This window comes from Paenibacillus sp. y28, assembly GCF_037137075.1.
Taxonomy (GTDB): Bacteria; Bacillota; Bacilli; order Paenibacillales; family NBRC-103111; genus JBBBNV01.
The window spans coordinates 1-12304 of sequence record NZ_JBBBNV010000009.1; the positions used below are offsets into that span (position 1 = coordinate 1).

Here is a 12304-nt window from a genome sequence, read left to right on the forward strand (position 1 = left end):
GCGCAGGAGATTACCATCACCAACACCGGCACCGGAACGATTACCGGGTTGGCAGCGGCATTGGGCGGCACGGATTACGAGATCAGCACGGCGTTGTCGGCGACCAGCATCAACGCAGGCGGCACGGCTACGGTGAGCGTCCGCCCGAAGACCGGCCTGACCGCTGACACCTACACGGACACCCTGACGATTACCGGAGATAATGGCGTGTCCCAGACGGTGAGCCTGAGCTTCACCGTGAACGCGGCTGAATCTAATGTGCCGTCAGGAGTAACGGCAACTATTGGAAACGCTAAGGTTACATTAAACTGGAACCCGGTAGCCGGGGCCACCGGATATAAAATTTATCAATCTGTTGTATCAGGAGTATATAGCGATCCACTCGCAACAGTAGCAGCTGCTGTTTACAGCTATGAATCTACCGGACTTGTTAATGGCATTACCTACTATTTTGTTATTCAAGCAACGAACAATGGTGTTGACAGTCCGAATTCTGCAGAGGTCAGCGCAATGCCTCTGAATGTGCCCGGATCTCCTACAAACGTAAATGCTTTTGCAAGGGATGGGCAGGCAACCGTTACCTTTACTGCCCCTGCCGATAATGGAGGAAGTCCGGTAACAGGCTATGCGGTAACCGCAAGCCCCGGCAATATCACGGTTACGGGTACGGGAACCACCATCACGGTAACCGGCTTGACCAACGGTACAACCTATACCTTTACAGTCACTGCAGTGAATGCCGCCGGAAACAGTGCAGCTTCAGATCCCTCCAATTCAGTAACTCCGTACAAGCAGTCCAGTAGATCTGGAGGTAGTACTCCTTCAGCTTCTACTGAACCAACGACACCAGCGGAGACCGGTGTAATCGTTCTTGTTAACGGTAAGTCTGAAAATGCAGGTAAGGCAACTACCACAAAAGACGGTGAAAGAACGGTCACAACCATTGCTGTAGACCAGGCCAAGCTTGAGCAAAGGCTGTCTCAGGAAGACAAAAACGCAGTGGTTACCATACCCGTCAACACACAATCCGATGTAATAATCGGAGAGTTGAATGGACAAATGGTGAAAAACTTGCAGGATAAAACCGCGGTTTTGCAGCTTCGAACAGAAAGCGCCAGCTATTCGTTGCCGTCACAGCAGCTTGATCTTGCGGCTATCTCGGCACTCCTGGGCCAGAACGTCGAACTGAAGGACATTAAGCTGCAAGTGGAAATTGCAAAATCTCCCGCTGAAACAGTTAAGATTGTAGAAAGCTCTGCCCAAAAAGGCGAATTCGCTATTGTGGCTCCGCCTATGGACTTCAGCGTAACTGTCAGCAGCAACGGGAAAAGCACGGAAATGACTAAGTTCAGTGTTTACGTAGAAAGAACCGTACTGATACCTGACGGAGTCGACCCTAACAAGATCACTACTGGTATTGTTGTGGATCCTGACGGGACGGTAAGGCATGTTCCGACCAAAGTAACGTCCATCGACGGAAAATATTACGCAATCATCAACAGCTTAACCAACAGTACTTATTCCGTTGTTTGGCATCCTCAAGAATATATGGATGCCGCCAACCATTGGGCAAAAGAAGCGATCAACGACATGGGTTCCAGGATGGTAGTCACTGGAGTAGGCAATGACTTATATGAGCCTGACAGAGATATCACCCGTGCTGAATTTGCGACTATTGTCGTAAGAGCCTTAGGCTTGAAGCCGGGAACCGGAAACAGTCCATTTACCGATGTAAGCTCTTCGGAGTGGTATAGCCCCTATATCCAAACAGCCGCGGAATATGCAATTGTTTCGGGATACGGGGATGGAGAATACGGACCCATGGACAAAATTACTCGTGAGCAGGCCATGGTCATGATCGCAAGAGCAATGAACATTACGGGACTCAAATCCGGGGTTGCCGAAACTGAAGCGGATTTCTCACTATCAGTCTTCGGTGATTGGCAGCAAGCTTCCTCTTGGGCGAAGGAATATATCGCAGCCTGCGTCAAGGCTGGACTTGTGTCCGGTAAAGAGGGAAATTTGCTGGAGCCGGAAGAGCATATCACAAGGGCGGAAGTTGCGGTCATCGTCAAAAGACTGCTTCAAAAGTCACATTTGATATAAGACTACAGGAATAAACACAAAGAACCTGCCTTTATGTGAATGGCAGGTTCTTTGTGTTCTCTATCGAAAAAAATTGGCTCAAGTGAAGCGTTCAATATAACGCCATCAGATGGGGCACGCACAGTTCCGGCCGGTTAAACACCCTTATGGTGGACACTGCACCGCTTATTCAATATAGCGCTTAGATTTACTCGTAAATGCTTCGATTTACTGCCGAATGAGTATTTTAATAAGTATTTGGCACAATTTTCAGACTTTTATCGTCTTAGCCTTGATAGTTCCTTGTTTAATGGCATCCATGTATTCGTACGGGGATAGATCGTAGATGCTGCCATGAATGCGGATCCGATTGTAATCCTGAATAAAGTCGCTCACGATTATATACGCCTGTTGATAAGTCTCGAATTCATGCCGCTGGTAACACTCTTGTTCGATGATCGAATGATATGATTCGATATGGGCGTTCTTATTCGGCGTTTTTGGCGGAATGCGCTCATGAATCATCTCGAAGCGGTTTCAAGCCTCTTCGAATAAATGGCTAATAAATTGTGGACCGTTGTCTGAGCGAATGACAGGCTTATTCTCTTTATCAAAGAGCCGACGCTTCATAAGCGCTTCCTGCGTGATTTGTACTAGTACTCTCTCAACCCTAATTGTATAGATTGGATAGATCTGGTATAGTAGTGCTAAAAAGAGGTTTTCATACATGCGTCCTATCCAATACCCTGTTCGCTTAACGACTGAAGAACGCGAGCAATTGCGTGCATTCATATCCAAAGGCAAAGCTGCGGCCCGATCGATCCGTCGCGCTCAGATCCTTCTGGCTGCCGATGAAAACAGGCCAGGCGGCTGCTTGAAAGAAGTAGAGATCGCCGAGCGTCTGCAGGTCCACGTCAACACCGTGTATAATGTTCGAAAAGCGTTTGCTGATCAAGGGTGGGACAGTGCAATCGGTCGAAAGAAACGACTCACACCACCTGTAGCGCCAAAGGTGACAGGCGATGTTGAGGCAAAAATCATCGCGCTCAGTTGCAGCGCACCACCGGTTGGAAGAAGTCGCTGGACGTTGGATTTACTCGCCGACCGAGCGGTTGAATTGAACTACATCGACAGCATTTCCCATGAGACCGTCCGGAAGGTCTTAAAAAAACGAACTTAAACCTCATCTTCGTAAATGTTGGTGTATCCCACCTGAGCAAAACGCGGCGTTTGTTGCCGCCATGGAAGATGTGCTGGACGTTTATCAATTACCTTACGACGCCGATTGTCCGGTGATCTGCATGGATGAGAAGCCGTACCAACTGTTGGATGAAGCTCGCGAACCGATTCCGATGAAGGCAGCCAAGCCTCGTCGGGAAGATAGCGAATACGTTCGACACGGAACGTGCAGCATCTTTGTCTTTACAGAACCCTTGGCAGGTTGGCGGCATGTTGCGGTACGGGAGCAACGAACCCGTATCGACTGGGCAGAGCAAGTTCGCGAATTGCTGGACGTCCATTATCCAAATGCGCCAAAGATAAAATTGGTCATGGACAATCTAAACACACATTCCATTGCCTCGCTCTATCAGGCTTTTGAGCCTGAAACCGCCAGACGCTTGGCGAAGCGACTGGAAATCCACTACACACCCAAACATGGAAGCTGGCTAAATATCGCAGAGATTGAGCTCAGTGTGATGACCAGCCAATGCTTGGGACGACGCATCCCCTCCATTCCTGAATTGGCACGCGAACTGTCCGCATAGGAATGCGCTCGAAACGAGCGTCAGAAAGGCGTGGATTGGCAATTCACAACAGCCGATGCTCGAATTAAGCTAAAGCGGCTTTATCCACAATTTAAAAGTTGATTCGATACTAGTAAAGAGTTTGCGGCGAGAGGTTTATTATAAACCCGGGAACGTTAAGTCCTATCCGGAATATGACAGCAGTGAACCATGCCTATACTAGAAAAGAGACCCTCCAACGCCGCTGCTGCGGCGTTGAAGGGTCTTCTTTTTTCGGCAGGCCAGGCAGGATTCAAAAAAGCGCAATGCCCTGCCTGGGCGGACAGCCGGCTCTTAACGCCCGGCCCCGGCTATTTACCGTGAGCTTCCGCGATTTCGGACAAATCGGGCCTGAAGCCGCAGCTTCCGGCATTCGAGCTGAACCGCCGTTTGCAGCAGCTTGACGGAGCCGCACCGGCGCTCCTGGCGCACAGCCAGCCCCCACCGGATCATCCAGGCTAGAAGCGGCGACACGGATTTGTTGTGCTGTCTGACGGGCGGCAGATGGTCCTCGAACAGCCGGCGCGATACATCCAGCGGCGCTTGCCCGCAGCAGTAATAATACAATGTGGCAGCCAGACTGTATACGTCCGAGTGGACCCCCTGTCTGGACCGCTCCGAATAAAACTCGAGCGGCGAGTACCCTGTGGATGTGAAAATAGCGTGGCGCTTCTCCCGCTCGAAATACACAGCCGATCCAAAGTCGATCAGCTTCGGGCTGCCATCCTTCCCGATAATGATATTCGCCGGCTTAATATCCCGGTGCAGGACGCCTTGGCTGTGAATGTAGCGGAGCGCATCCATAAGCGGGAGCACGATGTTTTCAAAAAAATCGGCGGCAACGTCCGGATGGGACCACGAGTCAAGCTCATCCAGCCGGCGGCCGTAGCAGTAATCAGTAACGAAATAACAGGTATGATTCGCTTCCACGTGTCCGACATAGGCGGCTATGCTCGGATGAGCCAATGATTTTACAATCATCACCTCGCGCATAAAAGCCTGCAGCAGCTCTTCATACTTGCCCTTCAGAGACGGCTGACGGCAAATAACGGAGGTACGGTCTGTATCGCGCAGCGCCAGCTGGCACGGAAAAAACTCCTTGACCGCCACCTTCCGGCCGTCTTTTCCGGTCGCCAAATAAACGATTGACAGCTCACTGGAGGAAATGACGTGCTTCAGCTTATATTCGCCGTTCAGCACCGTATTTCTTCTTAACGCATACTCCAGCTCAGGCTTCTGTTCAGGCCTTCTTCGCATTGCTCTCCTCAACAGCCTTTCATCGGATATTTCAACGGTTTGTTTCCCTTTTATCCTGTCGACGACTGTATTTTATCATGTTCCTTCACCGGCGGCATGGATTTTGGACAAGATAGTAGAAAATGCTCAGTATTTCCCACAACCAGGACAAAGGTCGGGGGCCCCTTGGATTTCATGCTTTCCAACGATCATAGGACGGTGTGGCATGAGACTGGCCGGCCGTCTGCACAAAAGGCCACCCTGCGGGCGGCAGTCCCGCAGGGTGGCCTTTGTATACCTCATCTCTCATTTCGCCGGAACCAGGCGCTCCGCCAGGAAGTCCACCACATGACCAGCCTGCATCGTGCCTGCAGCATCGTGCTTGTCGATTCCCAGCTTCATTTGCAGCAGGCAGCCGGGATTGCTGGTCAGCAGACAATCCGGCGCGGCCGCTTGTACATGCGCCATCTTATGGTCCAGAATTTGGCCTGCCATGTCCGGCTGGGTCAAATTATAAATCCCCGCCGAGCCGCAGCAGCGATCCGCTTCCTTCATTTCGGTAAAAACGGCCCCCTCTACCTGCTTCATCAGTCGGCGCGGCGCATCCGAAGATCGCATGACGTTGCGGAGATGGCAGGAATCCTGATACGTAATACGGACCGCGGAGCCGGAAAATTGCAGCGCCCGTCCGAAGCGCACCAGCAGGTCCGAGATGTCGAACACCCGTGAGGCAAACCATTCCGCCCCTTCCTTCCAGTCGGGGTCCTCATGCAGCAGATGGCCGTACTCGACCATGCTGGCGCCGCAGCCGCCTGCATTGGAAGCAATATAATCTACTCCAGCCGCCTGGAATACTTGAATATTGCGCCGTGCGAGCCCTCTGGCCTGCTCTGCCTCGCCGCTGTGAGCATGCAGCGCGCCGCAGCAGTTTTGATCCGGCGGGATAACGACCTCAAAGCCCGCCTCCGTCAGCAGCTTGACCGTATTCACATTCGTCCCGGCAAACAGCACGTCCATAATACAGCCCCGGAACAAGCCTACCGTCGCGATCTTCTCCCCTTTGGCCGGATGCCTCTCGCCAATTAGGCCGATAACCCCTTGATAGGACGCTTCCGGCATAATCCGCTCCATCGCCTGCAGATGAGGCGGAAAAAGCTTCATCAGCCCGGTTTTGCGCGCCGCCTGATTCAGCTTCCATTTCTGCGCCAGTCGCAGTGCCCCGCCCAGGAGCCGCATCCGCTGCTGATAAGGGAACAGCTGCTGGAAGGCAATCCGCCGGACCGCCCGTATCCATGGACGATGCGTTTGGGTATGATCCTCCAGCGCATCCCGGGTTTGCTCGATGAGATGGCCGTACTGAACGCCCGCAGGACAAACCGGCTCGCAAGCACGGCAGCCCAAGCAATGATTCATTTGTTCTTCAAAATCATGATTCGGCTCCATGAGCCCGTCTACAGCAGCCTTCATTAGTGAAATTCGCCCGCGCGGCGATTCCTGCTCCACTCCCGTCTCCCGAAAGGTCGGACAGGCTGGCAGGCAAAAGCCGCAGCGCATACAATTGGTCAGCTGCTCATAATCAAGCCGGGCAGCCAGCTTCTCGGTCAGCGGCTGATAAGGAGATAGGGCAGCGGGAGCGGATTGTATTCCCCCGGATGGAGACGGAGCAGTCAAGGAAGACGGAATGCCGGCGCCCGTAAGAGCTGCTTGGCTTCCTGCCATGTGGCTAGTCCCGGCAGGCCGGGCTCCTGTTATGGCTTCCCCGGTGCGATTGTGCTCCTGGTTGCCAGCCGCAGGTTGCGGTTGTACAGCTTGCCGTCCAGCTTCAGCCACGGTCAATCACCCGCCTTTTCCGGGTTTCCTTGGCAAACAGCTTGCCGGGGTTCAGCAGATTGTGCGGGTCAAACGATTGCTTGATGGCCCGCATGACATCGATTCCGGCACGGCCCACCTTCCATTCCAAATAAGGAGCCTTCACCGCGCCGACCCCATGCTCGCCGGTAATCGTGCCCCCGAGCCGAATCGCCGCCTCGAAAATTTCGGCGAACGCCTCCTCCACGCGGTGGATTTCTTCATGATTCCGTGCGTCAGTTGTCGCCGTCGGGTGCAGATTACCGTCACCGGCATGGCCGAAGGTGCAAATTTGCACCTCGTATTTTTGGGCAATCCGGTTAATTTCAAGTACCATTTCCGCGATTTTGGACCGCGGCACCGTGGCATCCTCCAGAATCGTAGTCGGCCGCAGCCGGGCCAGCGCAGTAAAAGCGCTGCGGCGTGCCGTCAGCAGCTTTAACGCTTCTTCCTCACTTGCCGCCACCGAGACGCGGTCGGCCTGCTCAGCCAGACAAATCGCTTCGATCCGGGCGATATCCCGCTCCACCGTCTCCTGTTCCCCGTCCTGCTCGATCAGCAGAATCGCGTTCATATCCAGCGGCAGGCCCAGCTTGGCGAAATCGTCAACAACACGAATCGTCGGGTTGTCCAGAAACTCCAGGGTAGCCGGTATAATACGCTGCTCAATGATTTTGGACACCGTACGCGCCGCTCCGTACAAATCCTTGTACATGGCGAGCATCGTTTTTTTGTACCGGGGCGGGGGAATCAGCTTCAGCGTAGCCTCAGTAATGATGGCCAGCGTTCCCTCCGAGCCGACCAGCAGCTTCGTCAGGTCATAGCCTGCGACATCCTTCATCAGCTTGCCGCCGGTCCGGATAATCTCGCCGTTTGGCAGCACGGCCTCCAGGCCGATCACATAATCCTTGGTTGTACCGTACTTCAATCCGCGCAGGCCGCCCGAGCATTCGGCAATGTTGCCGCCAATCGTTGAAATGGACATCGAGCTGGGATCCGGGGGATAAAATAAGCCCAGCTCCTCCACCTTTGTAATAAACTCCTTCGTAATCAGTCCCGGTTGAACCGTCGCCGTTAAGTTCTCCAGATCGAACTCCAGGATCTGGTTCATTCTATGCATCACCATCACAACGCCCCCCTGCAGGGGCACCGTACCGCCGCACAGGTTCGTGCCTGATCCGCGGCTGATGACCGGGATTCCGTCTTCAGCCAGACGCTTCATAACGGCCGCAACCTGCCGGGTATTCTCCGGGTAAACCACCGCATCCGGCAGCGCCTGGAGCATCGGTGTTCCATCATAGGAGTGGGTAATAAGCGAATTCATATCATCCTTGAAAAATGCGTCGCCGACAATGTGGCGCAAATCGTGCTTCACGGCTTCAGACAGCACTGTGCGCACCTCCTGGCTGTAGTTTCTTAGTTTAAGCGGTGTTTGCTCTATCCACCGAATTTTGAATGAATGGATGAAAAACAGCTGCCCCCGGTCAGTCAAACAGGCCGGATCTCCGGCCGTTATTCAGCCCGTGCCGCCGTTTCCAGCGCTGACAGCGCGCACCGGCATGGCGCGCGCTGTCAGTGATTAATTTTGAACCGGCTCTGCTTTGCCGCCAAGCCGGACCTTCTCGAAGAAATGCTCGCCGCCCACTTGCCCGCCCTTGAGCACCAGCTCCAGGCCGTCAAACGGCAGGTCTTCGGAATACGCCTCGCACAACGGCGCTCCCGGGTCCAGCGCTGCCTTGCAGGACAAGGCGTAGACACCCAGCTCCCGGGTAATGTAGCCCGACGTATCGCCTCCGGCAATGACAATCCGCCGCAGGCCTGCAGCCCGCACCAGCTCCCGGGTCAGACGGCCAAGCGCTCCGCCAAGCAGGCGGCCGCTTTCCTCCGGCTTGCAGCCTTGGGCCGCCAGGATGCTGCGAATGCGCCCGATGCTCTCATCCTGCGGACCGGAGGCTGTATACAGCACGACACTGCGGCCGCTTTGCAGCAGGCACAGCGCCTCTGCCTTCACCTGAGCATGGGCGGCTTCAGAGGTTTCGGGCTGCAAAAGCTGATCCGCCGGAACACGGATACCCGCATGACCGGCCCGCAGCGCCGCCTGGATTTGCCGCTCGGTCACCGGCGAGCAGCTGCCGGAAACCGTAAGCAGCCGGTCCTCCTCGCCTACGGACGGTCCATCCGCACCAGCGTCTGCGGCTTCGTTCAGTAAGCCCGACGTTTTCCACCAGGAAGCCAGCGCGTACTCGACGCCGGAAGAACCGACAACGAACAAGCTGTTCCCGGCAGCTGCCTCCTGCTGTGCTTCCTCCCAGATTAACCGGCCGGCTGTTTCCAGCCGCCGCTCGTCCAGCACATCAAACAGCACCAGCTTGGACCGTTCTGCTTGCAGCAGCTGCTCCAGCCGTCCGCGAACCCCTTCATAAGCACCGTCAAGCGCGACGATATCCAGCAGAGAGACCGGCAGCTCCGTTTGCTTCCGCAGATGCTCCCGCAGATCCGACTCGGCCATAGGCGTTACAGGGTGCCGTGACATCGTCGGATGGCGATCCAGCCGGAACACAGCTTCCCCTCCGGCAGCCGCAAAATGATGCCCGAACACCGTATACCGGCGCAAATACGGGACACCTGCCAGCAGCGGAGTATAACGCCCGCCTCCAAACACGTCCCGTCCGATCTCCGCCGCTTTGCCGATGCTTCCCGTCTCCGGGGAGGAGTCGAAGGTAGAGCATACCTTATAATGAACAACCGCAGCCCCTGCGGTCTTCAGCGTTTCCAGCACCGGCCGCAGCTCCTGCTCCATCTGATCCGGCGTCAGCGAACGGCCCACTCCGGCCACCCCGAAGCAGCGAACAGTGGCAAAACGCTCCTGCAGCAGCTCTGCGGACGGTGGCGACAGGAATAAAACCGTCTTCAGCCCGGCACGGAACAGCGATTCCAGCACATCCGTCGACCCGGTGAAATCGTCCCCGTAGTAACACAGCAGCCTTCCGGGCCGGGACGAATCCTGCTCCTGTCCATGTGCTTTCTCCAAGGGAGCGGACAAGCCGGAAACCGCTTCTCCGGTTCCGCTGTACGCCCCCAGGCCTGGTTGACTTCCATTCATTCCGCTCAGTCCTTCCCGAACTTCTCAATCGCCCGCTGCAGCACAGGGTGACTCGCAGCGTATACCTCAAGCGGGATGCCCTGAACTGCCGCCTCCCAGCCCAGCTTCATGCTCTCGAAGCCTGCGGTCGCCCCATCAGGATGGGCAAGCATGCCGCCTCCCGCCAAATGCATGACATCCACCGATCCGGCAGCTGCATAAGTCGCCGGCGCCGAGCCCGCCCACTGCATGGAAGAAACAACCGGCATCGTCTGATAACCGCCCCAAAGCGGGGTCGTGCATGCCTCAATCGAGCGGGTGACGGAGGCGTTACTTTCGTAGAATTTGCTGTTTAGCCCGTTGACATGAAGCTGATCAGCCCCAGCCAGACGGCACAGCTTTTGGTAGGCGGTAAATTCAAGCCCCAGCCCCGGGCAGCGTGTCAGCATCCCCCACTGATTCCGATGGCCGTGAATCGGCACCTCGCTGTAAGTGTTCAGATGCGCCAATCCGGCCAGACCGACGCTCATCACACTGACCATGACGCAGGTTCCTCCTGCCTTCACGACCAGGTCATGATTGCGCTGCAGCTCATCAATATCGCCCGTAATGTTAAAGGCGTACATCAGCTTTTTGCCGGTGGCGTCCGCAGCCCGCTCTACAGCCTCCATAACCGCCTTGACCTTGTGCTCCAGCGGGGCGAACGGCGGATTTCCGTTTAACTCGTCATCCTTGATAAAATCCATTCCGGCCAGCGCCAGCCGCTCCACCAGTGCGGACAGCTGCTCCGGCGTCAGCCCGATGCTGGGCTTGACGATGGTGCCGAGAATCGGCCGATCGTAGACGCCCGTCAGCCTGCGAGTGCCTTCAATGCCAAATTTGGGGCCCGGATAACGGGCGGCAAAAGCCTCTGGCAGATCCAGGTCCATCAGGCGCAGCCCGGACAGCTCCTGCAGCTCATACAGATTCCCCGCCACAGCGGACAGCAAATTCGGGATCGAAGGCCCGAAATTATGCAGCGGAAACGATACCTTAATCAATCCGCGCCGGAAACGGCCGTCATGTCCCGCCGGGGGCTTCGAGCCGGGAAGAGTCGGTGTATCCAGCTCCTCCAGGGGCTCAATAGACTCTACAATCGCCCCGTAGCGCTCCTTCAGCTCATCTGTCTCCCCAGGCACTGCCGTAAAGGTCCCGGTAGACTGTTCTCCGGCTATAACAGCAGCCGCACGCTCCAAGGAATACGGCGTTTCCGCCAAATAAGTGGCGATTACTCGTTCTTGCTGCATGGTGCTTCTCCCCTCTGCTTCACTTGCATATATTGTCCTCCCGAGGTTACGAGAGTCTTCTCCGGCATTCGGTAGGGATAAGGCTGGAATGAAGCGCCGATCGCCGCTCCACTCCAGCCCTGCCTCCGGTTTTTTTCACCGTTCTATAAAATTTAAACAGTCCGCTCTTTCTGAATTTCGAACGCATGAACGTCAGCCGGAACCGGATATCCTCCGGACTGTCCGCACCGCACAGCGCCTCACAGCACGCACTTGCGGCCGTGCCGCTCCCGGTTACAGGCCATCAGCCTGCCCTATGCCGTATGCCCTTGCTCCGCCGCAAGCTCCAGTGCGGCCTTTACGGCCTCTACGCCAAGACGCGGCGAAGACAGCACCGGCTTGCCGGTCTCCTCGCGCAGCTTGCTTTCCATCCGGGCCATGGATCCCTGCGCCAGCACGATGACATCAGCATCGCTGGCCGCACGCTTGGCCGTTTCCAGCAGGATGCGGTCATGCTCCTCCGGCTTGCCGCCGACCAGCGCGTCAAATGCGCCTTCCGCAAGACCGTTCACCAGCGTGACTTGCCGGCCGGCCAAATCCGCCTGCTTTTGGACCAGACGCATCGTTGGCTCCAGCGTAGAAGGCAGCGTCGCCAGCACGGCAATCCGGTCATAGCCAATCGCCGCTTTGGCTGCCATCGCCTCGTCAATTTTGACAATCGGCACGCCGATGAAGCCCCGTGCAGCATCCGCCACTTCTCCTACGGAAGAGCAGGTGTTCAAAATAACATCCGCGCCAAGCTCCTCGGCATGATGGAAATACTGAATCAGGCGGCGCGCCACGCCAGGCGGCACCTGCCCTGCTTTAACGACATCCCCGATCAGGCTGTCGTCGATAATATTGACGAGCCTGCAGCCCGGCAGCACCTCTTGAAAAACCGCCTTAAGCGGGTCGGCCAGCCCCTGGCCGGTATAAACAGCAACAACCGTTTTCATGTTTCCGCC

The 12304-nt window shown here is 55.8% G+C and carries 8 protein-coding genes and 1 pseudogene; 2 read left to right on the forward strand and 7 right to left on the reverse strand.

Annotated features, from left to right (window positions below):
• Positions 1–2106, forward strand: a 2106-nt coding sequence (locus WBG83_RS09340) for an S-layer homology domain-containing protein (protein ID WP_336744736.1), incomplete at its 5' end; no start/stop codon positions are given.
• A 249-nt stretch (positions 2107–2355) separates the two neighbouring features.
• On the opposite strand, the gene WBG83_RS22580 is transcribed toward WBG83_RS09340, so the two are convergent.
• Complete coding sequence (locus WBG83_RS22580; protein ID WP_442955816.1) at positions 2356–2610, reverse strand: integrase core domain-containing protein; 255 nt, start codon at positions 2608–2610, stop codon at positions 2356–2358.
• 202 nt (positions 2611–2812) lie between these two features.
• Here WBG83_RS22580 and WBG83_RS09345 point away from each other — a divergent pair.
• A pseudogene (locus WBG83_RS09345) lies at positions 2813–3953 on the forward strand (IS630 family transposase).
• A gap of 231 nt (positions 3954–4184) precedes the next feature.
• Here the strand turns inward: WBG83_RS09345 and WBG83_RS09350 are convergent.
• The 6 genes from WBG83_RS09350 to WBG83_RS09375 form a co-directional block, all read right to left on the reverse strand.
• Entirely contained in the window at positions 4185–5126 is a 942-nt protein-coding gene (locus tag WBG83_RS09350) for a serine/threonine protein kinase (protein WP_336744738.1), read from the reverse strand.
• Positions 5127–5411: 285 nt separating this feature from the next.
• Positions 5412–6659 (reverse strand): (Fe-S)-binding protein, encoded by a 1248-nt coding sequence (locus WBG83_RS09355; protein WP_336744874.1) that lies wholly within the window; start codon positions 6657–6659, stop codon positions 5412–5414.
• A 268-nt stretch (positions 6660–6927) separates the two neighbouring features.
• Entirely contained in the window at positions 6928–8343 is a 1416-nt protein-coding gene (locus WBG83_RS09360) for an FAD-linked oxidase C-terminal domain-containing protein (protein ID WP_336744740.1), read from the reverse strand.
• A gap of 189 nt (positions 8344–8532) precedes the next feature.
• Positions 8533–10056: a four-carbon acid sugar kinase family protein gene (locus WBG83_RS09365; RefSeq protein ID WP_336744742.1), complete on the reverse strand. Its 1524-nt coding sequence runs from the start codon at positions 10054–10056 to the stop codon at positions 8533–8535.
• Between the two features lie 5 nt (positions 10057–10061).
• Complete coding sequence (locus WBG83_RS09370; protein WP_336744744.1) at positions 10062–11321, reverse strand: ribulose-bisphosphate carboxylase large subunit family protein; 1260 nt, start codon at positions 11319–11321, stop codon at positions 10062–10064.
• A gap of 293 nt (positions 11322–11614) precedes the next feature.
• On the reverse strand, positions 11615–12295 hold the full coding sequence (locus tag WBG83_RS09375; protein ID WP_336744746.1) for an aspartate/glutamate racemase family protein: 681 nt from the start codon (positions 12293–12295) through the stop codon (positions 11615–11617).
• Positions 12296–12304 lie beyond the last annotated feature (9 nt).

Bases quoted from the DNA above. Each gene is read 5' to 3' on its own strand.
- WBG83_RS22580 (WP_442955816.1), bottom strand. From the start codon at position 2,610: ATGATTCATGAGCGCATTCCGCCAAAAACGCCGAATAAGAACGCCCAT.
- WBG83_RS09350 (WP_336744738.1), bottom strand. From the start codon at position 5,126: ATGCGAAGAAGGCCTGAACAGAAGCCTGAGCTGGAGTATGCGTTAAGA.
- WBG83_RS09355 (WP_336744874.1), bottom strand. From the start codon at position 6,659: ATGCGCTGCGGCTTTTGCCTGCCAGCCTGTCCGACCTTTCGGGAGACG.
- WBG83_RS09365 (WP_336744742.1), bottom strand. From the start codon at position 10,056: ATGAATGGAAGTCAACCAGGCCTGGGGGCGTACAGCGGAACCGGAGAA.
- WBG83_RS09370 (WP_336744744.1), bottom strand. From the start codon at position 11,321: ATGCAGCAAGAACGAGTAATCGCCACTTATTTGGCGGAAACGCCGTAT.
- WBG83_RS09375 (WP_336744746.1), bottom strand. From the start codon at position 12,295: ATGAAAACGGTTGTTGCTGTTTATACCGGCCAGGGGCTGGCCGACCCG.